The organism is Kribbella sp. NPDC051137 (assembly GCF_040682535.1).
GTDB lineage: Bacteria > Actinomycetota > Actinomycetes > Propionibacteriales > Kribbellaceae > Kribbella > Kribbella karoonensis.
The window spans coordinates 38,428-53,440 of the sequence record NZ_JBFBBI010000006.1 but is presented as its reverse complement, the minus strand read 5'-3'; the positions used below and the strand labels follow the sequence as shown (position 1 = coordinate 53,440).

Here is a 15,013-nt window from a genome sequence, read left to right as displayed (position 1 = left end):
AGGGCGGCTGGGGTAAGCTAAGGCTTACCTTACTCGAACCGAAGGCGGATCTATCAAGTAGTCCGCGAGGCGGATGCGTCACACTGCCCGTCCTGCCTACGTTGGGGGCATGTTGATCGCAGAGGACCTGCTGCTGCTTCTGTACGACGACCAGACCGGCAAGCCGATCACCGGAGCTCCCGGGCTGGACTTCTCGCTGGCCGGGGCGGTGCTGATCGAGTTGACGCTGCAGCAGAAGCTGGACATCACCACTGAGGGCAAGGCCGGGCGGTTGCGGGTGCTGGACGGCGCCCCGACCGGTGACCCGATCCTGGACGAGCGTTTGTCGTACGTGATCGACAAGCCGGGCAAGAAGCCCAAGGATCAGATCAAGCCGCTCTCCAAGCACCTGCGAAACCAGTTGCTCGCGAGGCTCGCTCAGCGAGGCGTGCTGGAAGCGGATCAGGGCAAGGTGCTCGGGCTGTTCCCCGTGACGCGTTGGCCGGCGAAGGACGCGCGGCACGAGATGGAAGTGCGCACTCAGCTGGAGGGCGTGCTCAGGCAGGGCCTGGCGCCCGACCAGCGCACGGCTGCGCTCATTGCCCTGCTCAGCGCGCTCAACGTCGTGCCGAAGGTCATCACCGACGCGGTGGACAACCGCGCGCTCAAGCAGCGTGCAAAGGAGATCGCAGACTCCGATTGGGCCGCTGCTGCGGTCAAGAAAGCGGTCGCGGAGGTGCAGGCCGCCGTAACAGCAGCCATTGTGGTGTCGGCGACTGCTGGAGCGTCAGCCGGCGGCTAGGCGGGCCTTGATGTCCGGTTTGACGACCTTGCCGACCTTGGAGCGGGGCAGGTCGGGCCAGACCAGCACCTCCTTCGGTGCCTTGACGCTGCCGATGCGCGCCTTCGCGAACGCGATCAGCTCGGCGGCGTCCACCGAAGCGCCAGGTTGCAGCTGTACGACGGCCACGACCCGCTCGCCCCACTTCTCGTCCGGCTGACCGATCACGGCGCAGTCCTGGACGGCGGCGTGTGCCATCAACGCCTGCTCGACCTCGGTGGAGTACACGTTGAAGCCGCCGGTGATGATCATGTCCTTCGCCCGGTCGACGATGTACAGGTAGTTGTCGTCGTCCAGGTAGCCGATGTCTCCGGTGTGGTGCCAACCGTACGCCGACGCGGCCGCCGTGGCGTCGGGGTCGCGGTAGTACCCCTTCATCACCAGCGATCCGCGGACCACGATCTCGCCGCGTTCACCGTGCGGCAGCAGGGCCCCGTCCGCGCCCATGATCGCCACCGTGACCAGCGGCGCCGGCCGTCCCGCGGACGACAGCCGGTCGCGCGCAATGTTGCCCGAAGCATCGAAGTGCGCGGCCGGCGGCAGCATCGAGATCATCATCGGCGCCTCGGTCTGCCCGAACAACTGCGCCATCACCGGCCCGATCCGCCGCAACGCCTCCTCGAGCCGGGCGACCGACATCGGCGCGGCGCCGTACCAGAAGCACTGCAGTGACGAGAGCTCTGTGGAGTCGAGCTCCGGCGCTGCGAGCACCATGTAGATCAGCGTGGGCGGCAGGAACGTGTGCGTCACCCCGTGCCGCGGGATCAGCTCCAGGAACGCATGTACGTCGGGAGTGCGCATGATCACGATCTCGCCGCCGGACGCGAGCACCGGGAAACACAGCACGCCCGCCGCGTGGGTGAGCGGTGCCAGCGCCAGGTAGACCGGCCGCGTGCCGAACGGGTACCCCATCAGCGTGAGCGCGGTCATCGTTTCGAGGTTGGAGTTGGCGAGCATGACTCCCTTCGGGCGCCCTGTCGTACCTCCGGTGCCGACGATCATCGCCAGGTCGTCCGGATCGGTGAGATCAGGCGCCGGCTGGGACGCGCCCCCGCAGAACGCGTCCCAGCCGACAGTTCTCCGGCCAGCAGGGTGGGGGGTGGGGCCGGAGTCTGTGGGCTCACCGTCGAGGCACACGAACGTGTGGATCTTCGGCAGTGAGTCGCGGATGCGATCCACCAACGGCGCGAACGCCGCCTGGTAGATCAGTACTTCGCAGTCGAACTGGTCGAGCAGCTCCCGGTTCTCGGCGGCCTCGTTGCGCGGGTTGATCGGGCACCAGACCGCACCGGCCCGGCTGATCCCGAACACGCAGCTGAACGCCACCGGGTCGTTCGCGGACAGGATCGCGACCTTCCCGCCAGGGCGTACGCCGGTCGCCGCCAACGCACCCGCAATGACGTACGAGAGCTGCTGTACGTCGGCGTACGTCAGCGTCTCGCCGTCCGTGGTGAGACAGGCGGCGTCCGGCGCGAGCGAGGCGCCCTTGTCCAGGTACTCGACCAGTCGCATCAGCGTTGCCCTAGTTCTGTACCGTCAGCTGCGGCTCCGACACCAGCCCGAAGCTCCGCAGTACGCCGAGCAACTCGCGGTGACCGAACGCCTGGCAACCACTCGCAAAGCCCACCCGCTTCGGCGGGGTCTGCAGCAAGGAGTACGCCGCGAACGCCTGCAAGAGACCGGTCTGCTGGTAGTTGCTGTTGCCGTGGATGACGCAGTGCGCCCGTCCGAGCGGCCCTGACGCGTGGACCGAGTCCAGCGACTTGTTGACGCGTGGGTTCTCCCGCGGCGGCATCTGGTTCATCACCTGACGTGCCGTCTCGGTAAGCGCCGTGTTGCGGTCCTCCGGGGTCATGTCCTTCGTAGCTTCCAGTGCGGCGGCAACGATCTGCGGTACGCCGTTCATCAGCGCAGCGTTGAACACACCACCCTGTGCCTTGCAGTTGGCAACCCGTGGATCCCGTTTGAACCAGACGGGATGCGAAGTACCTCCCCAAGGCAGTGACAACGCCAGCTCGTGCTGCCCTGGAACCACCAATGGCACCAGCCCCTGCTCGGGGAATTCGACGTACGCGTTCTGCTCCAGGAAGTGCGCCTTGGACGTCGCAGCGTTCACCAGGATCGTGCGGGTCGAGGCGATCGTCGGACTGCCTCCCCAGAACACCGCGATGTCGAGCGTGTCCAGTCCTGGCTCCTCCAGGCACAGCTGGGCCGCGATCTCACCGGTCGTGTACATCTGTGCAATACCAGGCGCCAGGAGGAGTCCGGCCTCTGCGAACTGTGCGCCGTACTTCTCGTCGCACGTCATCAGCCAGTCCTGCTCGCCGGTCGTGTCCGTGTAGTGCGCACCTGCCGCAAGGGCTGCCTCTACAGCGGCAGGGCCGAGCTCACTGAACGGGCCGACGGTGTTGAGCACCACGGAGGCGCCGTTGAACAGTTCTGTCAGCGATGCGACGTCATGGTCGACAGCAGCGATCTCGTAGTCCGCCGTCTCGATGCCCGGGACGCTGGATTCCATCGACGCCTTCAGTTTGTCTTCACTGCGCCCGGCGGCGACGAACGGCACGTGATAGTGCCTGAGGTACTCACACACCAGCCGCCCGGTGTAGCCGGAGGCGCCGTAGACAACGACAGGTTTGGTGGCCATCACATCCCCATTCCGCCGTCGACCGGCAGGCCGATGCCGGTGATGAACCGGGCCTCGTTCGATGCCAGGAAGACGACCGCGTCGGCCATGTCCGAGACCTCGCCGAGCCGGCCCGCCGGGGTCAGCCCGACGACCGCGGCGACGGCGGCGTCCGGCGACTCGAACAGCCCGAGTTGGGCGACGTCGTTCGCCAGGCCGGCGCCCATCGCGGTCGGGACCAGGCCGGGGTAGATGCAGTTGACGCGGACGCCGTACCCGAGCTTGCCGGACTCCATCGCCGCGACCCGGGTGAGCCGGTCGACGGCGGACTTGGTCGCGGAGTACACCGCGATGCCCGGAAACGCGATCGTGGCCGCGACCGACGCGACGTTGATGATCGCTCCGCCCTGACCGGCGAGGCCCTCGGGCCGCATCGTGCGCAGGCCCCACTTGATACCGAGCGTGGTGCCGAGCACGTTCACCTCGAGCATCTTGCGGATCTGGTCGGCGGTGACCTCGGTGAGCAGGCTGGTGATCTCCACCCCCGCGTTGTTCACCAGGATGTCCAGGCCGCCGAGGACGTCGTTGGCGGCGACCACCGCGTTCTCCCAGTCGCCGTCGTCGGTGATGTCATGGGCGACGAAGCCGTTGCCGCCGCCGTACTCCTGGTCGAGCGCGTCGGCGACCGCTTCGCCGGCGTCCTTCTGGATATCGCTGATCACGACCTTGGCGCCGGCCGCCGCGAGGGCGCGCGCCATGCCCTCGCCGAGGCCCTGCGCGCCGCCGGTGACCAGGGCCTTGCGGCCGGTGAGATCGAGTGCGCCCATCTGAAGCTCCTTTGCTCGCACGGGTTGTTCACACTGTGCTCAGCCTTTTGACACTCGTCAAGACTTTGTTTGACAGTTGTCAAGAAAATTCGCCCGAGGGGACGCGCCCGGTCCAGCGCCGGGGTACCCTGACGCAACGACCCGAGAGTGAGGTGATTGCGATGGCGTCCACGGCCGAGGAGCGGCCCGCCCGCGTCTCCGGGATCGACAAGATCGAGCGCCGCCGCGTCGCGCTCGCGGAGTCGGCCCTGAAAACGCTCGGCGAGCTCGGGTACGCGCGCACCAGCCTGCGCGAGATCGCGAACAACTCCGAGTTCACCCACGGCGTCGTGCACTACTACTTCCGCGACAAGATCGACCTGATCAGCTACTGCGTGCGCTACTACAAGACCAAGTGCGCCCGGCGGTACGACGAGGTCGTCGAGACCGCGACGTCCGCGGCAGAGCTCGCGACCGGCTTCCTGGGCAAGATGACCCAGACGCTGGTCGAGGAGACCCCGATGCACAAGCTCTGGTACGACCTGCGCGCGCAGAGCATGTTCGAGGAGCAGCTCCGCCCGGACGTCGAGGAGATCGACAAGCTCCTCGAGGCGATGATCTGGCGGATCCTCTCCCGGTACGCCGACCTCACCGGGACAACGCCGTCCGTCGACGCACCGACGGCGTACGCCCTGGTCGACGGCCTGTTCGAGCAGGCCGTCGTCGGCTACGCGGCGAACCCGGACAAGACCCCGGCCCTGCTGACCGACCGGCTCATGCAGGTCCTGCCCAAGCTCGTCACGGCGTAGTCCTCACTCAGCGCCGCAGTCGACCTTGCAGAGGGTGTCGGTGAGGGTGAGGATGGCGCCCGGCTGGTCGCTGTCGGACTCGGTGGAGTACTCGACGGTCCAGGTGCCGGCGGTGGTCTTGCCGGCTGCCTTGCCGGACTGCTGCTTGAGCCAGTCGACGATCTGACCGCGTGGGTTCACGTGCGCCAGTTCCAACGCCTGTGGCGCGAACTCGGTCAGCGCGGCAGCTGCCTCTGCTGCGACGCCGGTTGCCTGCAAGGACAGCACGGCCGGGCGCGGCTGGGTGCCGATCAGTACCTGTGCGGAGGTAGTGCCCTTGCTGCAGGTCTGGTACGCCTCGTCGGTGCTGCACTGGTAGCTGTGGCTCGAAAAGGCAGCCACGACCTGTGCGGGTGTCAGGTCCGGCAGCTTCTCCTCCGGTCCGGAGGGCGTGCTGCCGCTACTTGCTTGAACTGACGGTGTGCTGGAGGTGCTCGGGCTGCTCGCCGATTCGGGCTTGCTTCCGGAGCAAGCGGCCGTGCCGGCGAGCAGCGCGCAGGCGAGTGCTGCGACGAGCCGGCGGTTCAGACCGGCACCTCGATCGCCGCGTCGAGCGCGATCGTGATCATCTCGGAGAACGTCGTCTGGCGCTCCTCCGCGGACGTCACCTCGTGCGTGATCAGGTGGTCCGACACCGTCATGATGCCGAGCGCGCGGCGGCCGAACTTCGCGGCCAGCGTGTACAGCGCGGCGGCCTCCATCTCGATGCCGAGCACGCCGTACTCCGCGGTCCGCGAGACCAGGTCGGGACGGTCGTTGTAGAACAGGTCGCCGGAGAACACCTGGCCGACGTGCACGTTCAGCCCGGCTGCCTCGGCCGCGTCGACGGCCGCGCGGAGCAGCTTGTAGTCGGCGGTCGGCGCGTAGTCGATGCCGTGGAAGCGCAGCCGGTTCATCTGCGAGTCGGTGCTCGCGGACATCGCCACGATCACGTCCCGGACCCGGACCGCCTCGGTCAGCGCGCCGCAGGTACCCACCCGGATCAGCGTCTGGACGTCGTACTCCTCGAACAGCTCGTTCGCGTAGATCGACGCGGACGGCTGGCCCATACCGGAGCCTTGCACGGAGATGCGCTCACCCTTGTATGTGCCGGTGAACCCGAACATGTTGCGGATCTCGGTGTAGCAGATCACGTCCGACAGGTAGGTCTCCGCGATCCACTTGGCCCGCAGCGGGTCCCCCGGGAACAACACCCGCGGTGCGATCTGCCCCTTCTCGGCGGCGATGTGAATACTCATGCGGGGATGCTCTCACGGTCGCGGGGTAGGTTGAGTCACGTGGCCTATTCCATTGCTCCTGGCTCCTTGACACTGTCTCGCTCGGTCCTGGACCGTGCGGCCGACCGCAGGCGTGACAACGACTGGCTGGAGAAGGCCTGGGGGTCGACTGACACCCAGGTGGTCGCGGTTGCCGGCGACAGGATCCAGGTGACCGACGACCGGAGTGCCCTGCGCTTCGTACCTCCGTCCGAGGCGCCTGACGGCCTGCGCGTCTTCCTGGGCATCGACCGCGTGTCCGGTGCCGGTATGACGGCAGACGGCCGCGCCGTGTTCGCCGTACTGGTCGATGGCGAGGCAGACGAGTCGTACGCCGGCCTGCGAGAGATCGGGGGCGTACTGGACGACCGGGAGGCCGGGGCCGCGGTCCATGTGATCGGGCTGGCCAACTGGCACGCCGTGCACACGCACTGCGCCAATTGCGGCGAGCACACCGAGGTGGTGGAAGAGGGCCACGTCCGGCACTGCCCGAACTGCGGCGCGTCGCACTTCCCGCGCACCGACCCCGCGATCATCGTGCTGGTCACCGACGACCAGGACCGTGCCCTGCTCGGCCGCAACCAGGCCTGGCCGGAGGGGCAGTACTCCACGCTGGCCGGCTTCGTGGAGCCCGGCGAGTCGCTCGAGGGTGCCGTACGCCGTGAGGTGCTCGAGGAGAGCGGTGTGATCGTCGGGCCGGAGGTGCTGTACGCCGGCAGCCAGCCGTGGCCGCTGCCCGCCAGCCTGATGCTCGGGTTCTACGCGAAGGCGACGGGCTTCGACATCGAGGTGGACGGCGACGAGATCTCCGACGCGCGATGGTTCACCCGGGAGGACCTTCGTGCACTGATCGAAGCCGGCACGATGCGCCTCCCGGGCGCCATTTCGATCTCCCGCCGCCTCATCGAGGGCTGGTACGGCGAGAGCCTCGGCTGACTACTTCCCCACGTCGGATTGGGCAGCGGCGACCAGAATCAGCGTGCCCTCCCAGCGCTGGATAGAACCGTCCTGTTCGAGCTGACGGACCTTGACGGCGACGGCGGCGACGTACGCGCTGTGGCTGGGCCAACTGGCCTTGGCACTCGGTAGCACGTCGGTCAGCGTGCAGCCGTACGTCAGGAAGCGGTTCTGCACGTGGCTGTCGATGTTGCCGGTCCACACCGTAGGCCGCACGTCGGACTGCGGACACGGATCGACAGGTGGGGTGTACGACGCCAGGTTGGTCGGGTTGATGTACCCGTCCGGACGCAGCAGCGTGTAATAGGTGCCGTCCGGCGTCTGGGTGAGCCGGTTGAGGCCGCGGTCCCGCAGGATCGTCGCCTGGCCGCTCAGGATGTCCAGAACGAACAGCCGTCCACCTGTCACGCCGTACAGGTACCCGTCGCGCCAAGAGAGTGCGCCGTCCTGTGAACCGGTCGCTCCGCTGAACACAGGCAGCAGCCGCTGCACCGCACCCGTGGCCGGGTCAACGGCGAACACGATGCCGTCAGCCAGACCCCATACGTTGCCGTCCGGCCCGTCGATCAGCTCGTTGATGCTGGCCGCACCTGGCACCGGCACGACGTCAGTCAGCACCTGCCCCGTAGCCGGATCCACCTTGACCAGATGCGCCTCGGTGGCCTTCGGGTCGGTGCCCTGGCCGCCCTCGATGCTGGAGCCGAGCCAGACGTCGTTCCCGTCCGGCACGATCGACGCGATCGTCTGGTCGGTCACCAGGTTCCGGTAGACGGTGTGGCTTCCGGTCGGTACGTCGTACACGGTCAGCGCGCCGCCGTATTCGCCGTACGCCGGGGTGGTACCGACGTACACGTGGTCGCCGTCGGGTACTACGGCGACCGGCCGGTTCTGGTGGTCGCTGTCGACGAGGCTGAACAGCTCCTTCGGGTTGGTGGGGCTGTCGGGTTGCGTCGGGTCCCAGAGCGAGAGCCTTCCGTACGGATAGATGCCGACGTACATCTTCCCGTGGCCGTCCCACGCCCAGCCCTCTACCTGGCCTTGGCGGGTGGTCACGGTGGACTTACCCGTGGCCGGGTCGTAGACGGCGGTAGAGCCGTTCAGATAGACGTTGACGAAGACCTTGCCCGTGCTGGGGTCGGCCAGTTCGTGCATGAGCGGCGAGGGCACGTACTGGAACGGGGAGCTCCACTGCGCGAGTGTCCCGTCCGCGGGGTTGTAGCGGAACGTCCCACCCGAGTAGTTCCCCGCCAGGCCGTACAGGACGGGAACGCCGTTCTCTGTGACCCAGCCGTACCCGATGGATGCTCCACGGGTCAGGGTGCGGGCCGGCGTCACCGGGCCGACCGTGTTGGTGTCCAGGTCGTAGTGCGTGAGGGCCAGCTTGTTGTCGGTGAAGTAGACGCCACCCGGGCCGGCTGCTGATACACCGCGGGCGGCGATGGGGTAGTCCATCACCTGCTGGCCCGTGGTCGCGTCGGTGTACTTGACCTGCTCGCCGGTTACCGCGTCCACCACGACCAGGCGGCTGCTGGCGTTGGCGAACACCTTCCCGCCCGCGTAGTCCAGGTCGATGAAGTCCTTGGCTGTCGTACCCGGGGGAGTGATGTCCTCGACGGCCTTGGTGGCGACGTCGATGCGGAGCAGCCGGGCGTTAGGAGTGGAGACTCCGACGAACAGCTTGTTGTGGTCGGGGTCGTAGACGGTGGACCGCGCGTACTGCTGCACCGGGTCCAGCGAGCCGTAGTCGGTGACCTCTCCGGTCGTCGGGTCGTACTTGAACGCGTGGGCGTTGGGGTAAGTCCCGGCGTACACGTTGCCTTCAGGGTCGGCCGTGAGCCCGTAGATCTGGGACTGGCCCGGGATGGGCTGCCCCAGGTCGGTCACCTCGCCGGTGACCGGGCTGTAGCGGTACAGGTGCGCGTTGGCGTACGTACCGAGGTACACGTCGCCGTTGGGCACCACAACGATGGCCCAGCCGCCGGCTGCTCCCGGCAGCGGGACAGTGCGCAGCAGTTGGCGCGAATGCAGGTCGACGACGTTCAGCCGGGCGTTCTCACCGGCAGGTACGGCGTACACGACGTCGCGGCCGTCCGGCGTGTGGCCGACGGCGCCCTCCATGATCGTCAGCGAGCTGACGGGAGAGCCGAGGTCCTTGATGACCTCGGTGGACGGCGCGAACGGTTTGGTCGCCGGGCCGAGCGGCCAGTTCTCCGAGGGGAACGGGTGCGGTACGTCACCCGGCGGGGCCGCCGTGGCGCGCAGCCCGCTCAGGGCGAGCAGGCCGAGCGCGACGGCGAACGTGATCAGGGCATGGCGGAATTGACGGCGCGAGAACATGGGCGGACTCCCTGCGACGTGGTTCATCGCAAGGTATAACGGTCATGGCCGTAAAGTCCATAACTCGCACATTATGGCCTGAGGCCGTAATTACGCCGCCAGCTTCTCCGCGACCTGGGCGAGCGACGGGTTGGTCATCGCGGTGCCGTCAGCGAAGACCACCGTCGGCACCGTCTGGTTGCCGTTGTTGATCTTCTCGACGATCTCCGCGGCCTCCGGGACCTGCTCGATGTCTACCTCGGTGAACTCGATACCGGCACGCTTCAGCTGGCCCTTGAGGCGGTGGCAGTAGCCGCACCACGGGGTCGAGTACATCGTGAAAGCAGCCATCGGGCTGACTCCTTGGGCTGGAGGGGGTTTTTGTCGGGCGTCCCGTCTAGGGTGGCCTTCGACGTATTCGAACCATGGTCCAGGTGGTGCTGTTCCCGCATGTCTCAGTCCGTGAGCGACTTCACACGACCGGCCTCCGCCGACGAGCTCCTGGAGGCGCTCGACCCGGAGCAGCGGGCGGTCGCGACCGCCCTGCACGGGCCGGTCGTGGTGATGGCGGGCGCGGGCACCGGGAAGACCCGGGCGATCACCCACCGGATCGCGTACGGCGTCCGGACCGGGACGTTCGACCCGGTCCGGGTGCTCGCGGTGACATTCACCCAGCGGGCGGCCGGGGAGATGCGCGGGCGGCTCGCCCAGCTCGGCGTCCAGGGCGTGCAGGCCCGCACGTTCCACTCGGCGGCGCTCCGGCAGGCCCGGTTCTTCTGGCCGAAGGTGTACGGCGGGGAGCTGCCGCCGATCGCGGACCGGAAGTTCCCGCTGCTGACCGAGGCGGCGTCGCGCTGCCGGATCCGCGTCGACACCCCGGCGCTGCGCGACCTCGCCGGTGAGGTCGAGTGGGCCAAGGTGAGCAACGTCCGCCCGGACGACTACGCGAAGGTCGCGCCGAAGTCGGGGCGGACGCTCGCGGCCTTCGACCCCGCCACGATCGCCCGGGTGTTCGCGGCGTACGAGGACGTCAAGATGGAGCGCGGGCGGATCGACCTGGAGGACGTGCTGCTCTGCGCGGTCGCGCTGCTCGCGGAGGACGAGCGGGTGGCGGCGGAGATCCGGCGGCAGTACCGGACGTTCGTCGTGGACGAGTACCAGGACGTCTCGCCGCTGCAGCAGTCGCTGCTCGACCTCTGGCTGGGCGGCCGCGAGGACGTCTGCGTGGTCGGCGACCCGGCGCAGACCATCTACTCGTGGGCCGGCGCCGAGCCGGAGAACCTGGTCCGTTTCGCGTCCCGGCACCCGTCGGCGACGCTGATCAAGCTGGTCCGCGACTACCGGTCGACCCCGCAGATCGTCGACGTCGCGAACAAGATCCTCGACGCGGCCGGACCGACCGGGCTGCCGGGCCGGGTCACGCTGCGCTCGCAGAAGGAGGCCGGCCCGGTGCCGGTCTACCGGGAGTACTCCGACGAGGTCGCGGAGGCGGACGCGGTCGCGCGCGCCGTGGTCCGGCTGCGGGACGAGGGCGTCGCGCTGCGCGACATCGCCGTACTGTTCCGGACCAACGCGCAGTCGGAGAACTTCGAGCAGGCGCTGGCCGAGCGGAAGATCCCGACCGTGCTGAAGGGTGCGGAGCGGTTCTTCGAGCGGGCCGAGATCCGGCAGGCCGCCGTACTGCTGCGGGGGCAGGTGAAGGCCGGCGGGGTCGGGGACGACCTGCTGACGACGGTCACCGGCGTGCTCGCGGGAGCCGGCTGGACAGCTGAGCCGCCGACCGGGACCGGCGCGGTGCGGGACCGCTGGGAGTCGCTGAGCGCGCTGGTCACGATGACGGCCGACTTCGCCGCGCAGCACCCCGAGGCGCGGTTGCCCGAGCTGATGGCCGAGCTCGACCGGAGGGCGACGATCCAGCACGCGCCGCTCGCGGAGGGCGTCACACTGGCCACGCTGCACGCGGCGAAGGGCCTCGAGTGGGAGTGCGTCTTCATCGTCGGGGCCCACGAGGGGACGCTGCCGATCGCGTACGCGCAGACTCCGTCCCAGGTGGAGGAAGAGCGGCGGCTCTTCTACGTCGGCGTGACGCGGGCGAAGCAGCAGTTGTTCGTCAGTTGGTCGACCTCCCGCTCGCCCGGCGGCCGCGGGACCCGCGGGCCGACGCGGTTCCTGGACCCGATCGGCGTCCGTACGGCGCGCACGGAGTGGACCCCGCCCACGTCGGCCGGCTGGGAACGTCCCGCGCGGTCGCAGCGGTCCGACCGGCCGATCCCGAAGTGCCGGGTGTGCGGCAAGGGCCTGCTCGACCCCGGTGCCCGCAAGCTCGGCCGCTGTGAGGACTGCCCGTCGACCATGGATCAGAAGCTGTACGACGCGCTGCTCGAGTGGCGCACCGAGCAGGCGGAGTCCGAGAAGATGCCGGCGTTCGTGATCCTCACCGACGCCACGCTCACCGCGATCGCCGAGACCCGGCCGGCCGACGCCCAGGCGCTCCGGCAGATCCCGGGGATCGGCCACACCAAGATCGCGAAGTACGGCGAGCAGATCGTCAACCTCTGCACCCGCTGACAATTCTGTCAATTCTGTTGCCAGGCACGCGAAGCACGGCGCATCCTGGACGACAGGCCGTGTTCTGCTGCTGGCAGACGTGGCAGTTAGGTGACAGAGGCAACGATCCCGCAGCGTGCGGACGGCGTCCCGGAGCGTGCTGGAAAGCTGTGCCGACGGTCAGATCCGGTCGTCGGAGCGGCAACTTCCGGCCAACTTCGCGAACTGGCAATAAATAGTTTGCGGGCTTCGGCGCGGACGGCGTACTGTTCTTTCTGCGGTCGAAGCCTGGCCGAAAACTTCAAACCACCATAGCGATCGAGCCAACCGCCCGCTTCGCCACAACGAGAGGAGGTGCCCTGGAAATGATTACCAACACGGTCAAGAAGCCGTTCAGCGACGCTGCCGCGCTGCCGTGCGCCCAGATCCCGGGTGCCTCGCCGCGCCTGCACGTCGCGACCGTTGTGCTCATGGCTTCCGGCGCTGCCCAGTTCAAGGGCGGAGCTGTCGGCGATGTGAAGTACGGCGGTTCGGGTTCTCGAGCATGGAGTCCACCGGTCTGACAAGCGTCAGAGCCGGCACCTCCAGGCCGCGGAACCCACCAAAGGGTCCCGCGGCCCTTTTGTTTGTCAGCACAGATTTGGCGATTACCAACCGGTAGTCGTCGAGGACGACAAGAGATCAGCATCAAACAGTCACTGGGAGGTGACCGGAATGAGCGTGAGCTTCCTCGATGTCTTCACCGAGGTGGCAACGTCGCAGGACCTGCCCTGTCGGTCCTACGCGCCAGAACTCTTCTTCGCCGAATCGCCGGCGGACGTCGAGTACGCGAAGTCGCTCTGCACGACCTGCCCGCTGAAGGCCGAGTGCCTGGCCGGAGCGCTCGAGCGTTCCGAGCCGTGGGGAGTGTGGGGTGGCGAGCTGTTCGTCCAGGGTGTGGTGGTTCCGCGCAAGCGGCCCCGTGGGCGTCCCCGCAAGAGCGACACCGTAACCGCTGCCTGACGACGACAACCCCTACGAAAACGAGTCCGAACGATGACTACTCAGACTTTCACCAGGAGCACCGAAATGCATTTACTTCATGAAGATCTCGCCCGTGCTCATTGTCGTACTTCACTGAAGGACGCAGAGCAGAACCGGCGCTTCCGCCTCGCTCAGAAGATCGAGCGGGCGCAGAAGCAGGCCGAGCGGGCCGGCCGGCGAGCGGAGAGGGCCAGCGCACGTGCGCGCCTCGCGCTTGCCCGCCTCGTCTGATCCACCCGAAACATCGCCTGACCAGCACTGAGGGGCGGCACCCACAAGGGGGTGCCGCCCCTCAGCTGTGCAGCTGCAGCTGGAGCAGGCCGATCAGCGTGATCCCGCTGACGATCTCGTGCCGGGAGATCATCCCGGCAAGGTCCGCGATCGGGATCCACTCGATCCGGTCGGACTCGTTCCGCTCGGTCGGCTCACCGGCGTACGTCGCACTCGTCGCCCGGAACACGAAGTGCCGCGAGTCCATGATCCCGGCGGCCGGCTCCGACCGGATCAGCTCGGTCAGCCCGTCCGCCCGCCAGCCGGTCTCCTCCAGCAGCTCCCGCCGGGCCGCCGTCTCCGGGTCCTCCCCGGCCTCGATGATCCCCATCGGGATCTCCCACGCCCAGGTGTCGGTCAGGAACCGGTGCCGCCACATCAGCAGCACGTGCTCGTCCCGGGTGACGACCGCGGCGGCGATGTCCTTCAGCCGCACCGCGTGGTAGTCGAACCGCTCCCCGTCAGGCTGTTCGACGTCCAACCGCCGGACGCTCAGCCATTGGTTCCCCCAGACCTCACCCTCACCGTGAACCGTCCATCGCACACGGTGCAGACTAGACGTATGGCAAGTGCTACGTGTGCGTTGTGTGGTGTCCAGGCGGAGTCCGAGGAGGCTCCGCTGACCTGGGTGACCTCGTTCGAGGACGGACGCAAGCTGCTGTACTGCGACCGCTGCGCCCGCGAGAACGTCCGCAACATCGAGGGAAAGCTCGACACCGTCTACTGGTGATCAGTACTGGTCAGGCACCCGCATCCCGGGTCCGCCGACCTGTAGTCCGAGCGGCTGCGCCCGTCCGGCCGGCTCCTCCCACGCCTCCTGGCGCCCGAGCACGGTGAGGTCGAGGTACCGGTAGCCGTTGTGGAAGTCCTCGATCCCGCGGCCGAACGTCGAGTACGTGTGGAACACGTCCTCGCCGACCCGCAAGAAGGTGCTGATCCCCGGCATCTCCTCACCGTTCATGTCGCCGGTCCACGGCCCGTCCGTCCACGGCGTACCCTTCTCGCTCGCCAACTCCTCCTGCGTCCGGAAGTGCAGCAGCACCGGCGCGACCCGGTCGTCGAGCGTGGCGTGGAAGTCGTAGTTGAAGTCGCCCGGGTACGACGAGTACCACGGGAACGACCAGCCCATCCGCTCCCGGAACGCCGCCAGCTTCGGGTACGGCGCCCGCGACACCGCCACCAGCGAGGTGTTCCGGACGTGCAGCTGCCGCAGGTTGCCGATCTCGTCGGCCGCCGACGAGCAGCTCGAACACGCCTCGTCCCACTCCGGCGCGAACATGAAGTGATGGATCACCAGCTGGTCCCGCCCCTCGAACAGGTCCAGCAGCCCGACCGGCCCGTCCGGACCCTCGAACGTGTAGGGCTTCGTGATCCGCACCATCGGCAACCGCCGCCGCTCGGCGTTCAGCCGGTCGCGGGCGCGGGTCAGTTCCTTCTCCAGCCGCAGCAGCTCCCGGCGGGCGGCCAGCCACTCGTCGGGTGACACGACCTCAGGGAGGTTTCCGAACGTCGTCATCACGGTCTCCATTTCTGGAAGAAGTTCC

General features: G+C 68.0%; 16 protein-coding genes. 7 read left to right on the top strand and 9 right to left on the bottom strand.

The window, feature by feature from the left end; all coding sequences use genetic code 11:
• Positions 1–109 precede the first annotated feature (109 nt).
• Positions 110–781: a GPP34 family phosphoprotein gene (locus AB0M51_RS30775; protein WP_344193274.1), complete on the top strand. Its 672-nt coding sequence runs from the start codon at positions 110–112 to the stop codon at positions 779–781.
• Here AB0M51_RS30775 and AB0M51_RS30770 read toward each other — a convergent pair.
• The 3 genes from AB0M51_RS30770 to AB0M51_RS30760 are packed head-to-tail and all read right to left on the bottom strand — an operon-like array spanning position 767 to position 4,273.
• On the bottom strand, positions 767–2,332 hold the full coding sequence (locus tag AB0M51_RS30770; RefSeq protein WP_344193277.1) for an AMP-binding protein: 1,566 nt from the start codon (positions 2,330–2,332) through the stop codon (positions 767–769). The genes AB0M51_RS30775 and AB0M51_RS30770 overlap by 15 nt on opposite strands.
• Before the next feature lie 10 nt (positions 2,333–2,342).
• Positions 2,343–3,467, bottom strand: coding sequence for a DUF5938 domain-containing protein (locus AB0M51_RS30765; protein ID WP_344193279.1), 1,125 nt, complete (start codon positions 3,465–3,467; stop codon positions 2,343–2,345).
• Complete coding sequence (locus AB0M51_RS30760; RefSeq protein WP_344193281.1) at positions 3,467–4,273, bottom strand: SDR family oxidoreductase; 807 nt, start codon at positions 4,271–4,273, stop codon at positions 3,467–3,469. The genes AB0M51_RS30765 and AB0M51_RS30760 overlap by 1 nt, the downstream gene beginning before the upstream one ends.
• Before the next feature lie 161 nt (positions 4,274–4,434).
• Between AB0M51_RS30760 and AB0M51_RS30755 the strand changes: the two genes are divergently transcribed.
• Positions 4,435–5,061, top strand: coding sequence for a TetR/AcrR family transcriptional regulator (locus AB0M51_RS30755; protein ID WP_344193284.1), 627 nt, complete (start codon positions 4,435–4,437; stop codon positions 5,059–5,061).
• A 3-nt stretch (positions 5,062–5,064) separates the two neighbouring features.
• Here the strand turns inward: AB0M51_RS30755 and AB0M51_RS30750 are convergent, their stop codons facing one another.
• Both AB0M51_RS30750 and deoD read right to left on the bottom strand, forming a co-directional pair.
• Positions 5,065–5,442 carry a hypothetical protein gene (locus AB0M51_RS30750; protein WP_344193286.1) on the bottom strand — a complete coding sequence of 126 codons (378 nt, stop codon included), beginning with the start codon at positions 5,440–5,442 and terminating at the stop codon, positions 5,065–5,067.
• A gap of 182 nt (positions 5,443–5,624) precedes the next feature.
• Positions 5,625–6,338: a purine-nucleoside phosphorylase gene (gene deoD, locus AB0M51_RS30745; protein ID WP_141853487.1), complete on the bottom strand. Its 714-nt coding sequence runs from the start codon at positions 6,336–6,338 to the stop codon at positions 5,625–5,627.
• A gap of 39 nt (positions 6,339–6,377) precedes the next feature.
• On the opposite strand from deoD, the gene nudC reads away from it, so the two are divergent.
• The gene (gene nudC, locus AB0M51_RS30740) at positions 6,378–7,292 is read left to right on the top strand and encodes an NAD(+) diphosphatase (protein ID WP_344193288.1); all 915 of its coding nucleotides are present in this window, start codon (positions 6,378–6,380) and stop codon (positions 7,290–7,292) included.
• Here the strand turns inward: nudC and AB0M51_RS30735 are convergent, their stop codons facing one another.
• The gene (locus tag AB0M51_RS30735) at positions 7,293–9,650 is read right to left on the bottom strand and encodes a hypothetical protein (RefSeq protein ID WP_344193291.1); all 2,358 of its coding nucleotides are present in this window, start codon (positions 9,648–9,650) and stop codon (positions 7,293–7,295) included.
• A gap of 90 nt (positions 9,651–9,740) precedes the next feature.
• Positions 9,741–9,980: a mycoredoxin gene (locus AB0M51_RS30730; RefSeq protein ID WP_344193294.1), complete on the bottom strand. Its 240-nt coding sequence runs from the start codon at positions 9,978–9,980 to the stop codon at positions 9,741–9,743.
• Positions 9,981–10,079: 99 nt separating this feature from the next.
• Between AB0M51_RS30730 and AB0M51_RS30725 the strand changes: the two genes are divergently transcribed.
• From AB0M51_RS30725 to AB0M51_RS30715, 3 genes are all read left to right on the top strand, one after another.
• Positions 10,080–12,197, top strand: a complete 2,118-nt coding sequence (locus AB0M51_RS30725) for an ATP-dependent DNA helicase UvrD2 (RefSeq protein ID WP_344193295.1) — start codon at positions 10,080–10,082, stop codon at positions 12,195–12,197.
• A gap of 344 nt (positions 12,198–12,541) precedes the next feature.
• Entirely contained in the window at positions 12,542–12,739 is a 198-nt protein-coding gene (locus AB0M51_RS30720; RefSeq protein WP_344193297.1) for a hypothetical protein, read from the top strand.
• A gap of 151 nt (positions 12,740–12,890) precedes the next feature.
• Positions 12,891–13,178: a WhiB family transcriptional regulator gene (locus AB0M51_RS30715; RefSeq protein WP_131285495.1), complete on the top strand. Its 288-nt coding sequence runs from the start codon at positions 12,891–12,893 to the stop codon at positions 13,176–13,178.
• 313 nt (positions 13,179–13,491) lie between these two features.
• Here AB0M51_RS30715 and AB0M51_RS30710 read toward each other — a convergent pair whose 3' ends face one another.
• A complete protein-coding gene (locus tag AB0M51_RS30710; RefSeq protein ID WP_363751564.1) occupies positions 13,492–14,013 on the bottom strand; it encodes an NUDIX hydrolase in 522 nt (173 codons plus the stop codon).
• Positions 14,014–14,031: 18 nt separating this feature from the next.
• Here AB0M51_RS30710 and AB0M51_RS30705 point away from each other — a divergent pair, with 18 nt between their 5' ends.
• On the top strand, positions 14,032–14,199 hold the full coding sequence (locus AB0M51_RS30705) for a hypothetical protein (RefSeq protein ID WP_344193301.1): 168 nt from the start codon (positions 14,032–14,034) through the stop codon (positions 14,197–14,199).
• On the opposite strand, the gene AB0M51_RS30700 is transcribed toward AB0M51_RS30705, so the two are convergent.
• Positions 14,200–14,985 (bottom strand): DUF899 domain-containing protein, encoded by a 786-nt coding sequence (locus AB0M51_RS30700; RefSeq protein ID WP_363751562.1) that lies wholly within the window; start codon positions 14,983–14,985, stop codon positions 14,200–14,202.
• Between the last annotated feature and the right edge of the window lie 28 nt (positions 14,986–15,013).

Bases quoted from the DNA above. Each gene is read 5' to 3' on its own strand.
- AB0M51_RS30775 (WP_344193274.1), top strand. From the start codon at position 110: ATGTTGATCGCAGAGGACCTGCTGCTGCTTCTGTACGACGACCAGACC.
- AB0M51_RS30770 (WP_344193277.1), bottom strand. From the start codon at position 2,332: ATGCGACTGGTCGAGTACCTGGACAAGGGCGCCTCGCTCGCGCCGGAC.
- AB0M51_RS30765 (WP_344193279.1), bottom strand. From the start codon at position 3,467: ATGGCCACCAAACCTGTCGTTGTCTACGGCGCCTCCGGCTACACCGGG.
- AB0M51_RS30760 (WP_344193281.1), bottom strand. From the start codon at position 4,273: ATGGGCGCACTCGATCTCACCGGCCGCAAGGCCCTGGTCACCGGCGGC.
- AB0M51_RS30755 (WP_344193284.1), top strand. From the start codon at position 4,435: ATGGCGTCCACGGCCGAGGAGCGGCCCGCCCGCGTCTCCGGGATCGAC.
- deoD (WP_141853487.1), bottom strand. From the start codon at position 6,338: ATGAGTATTCACATCGCCGCCGAGAAGGGGCAGATCGCACCGCGGGTG.
- AB0M51_RS30735 (WP_344193291.1), bottom strand. From the start codon at position 9,650: ATGTTCTCGCGCCGTCAATTCCGCCATGCCCTGATCACGTTCGCCGTC.
- AB0M51_RS30730 (WP_344193294.1), bottom strand. From the start codon at position 9,980: ATGGCTGCTTTCACGATGTACTCGACCCCGTGGTGCGGCTACTGCCAC.
- AB0M51_RS30725 (WP_344193295.1), top strand. From the start codon at position 10,080: ATGTCTCAGTCCGTGAGCGACTTCACACGACCGGCCTCCGCCGACGAG.
- AB0M51_RS30720 (WP_344193297.1), top strand. From the start codon at position 12,542: ATGATTACCAACACGGTCAAGAAGCCGTTCAGCGACGCTGCCGCGCTG.
- AB0M51_RS30715 (WP_131285495.1), top strand. From the start codon at position 12,891: ATGAGCGTGAGCTTCCTCGATGTCTTCACCGAGGTGGCAACGTCGCAG.
- AB0M51_RS30705 (WP_344193301.1), top strand. From the start codon at position 14,032: ATGGCAAGTGCTACGTGTGCGTTGTGTGGTGTCCAGGCGGAGTCCGAG.
- AB0M51_RS30700 (WP_363751562.1), bottom strand. From the start codon at position 14,985: ATGACGACGTTCGGAAACCTCCCTGAGGTCGTGTCACCCGACGAGTGG.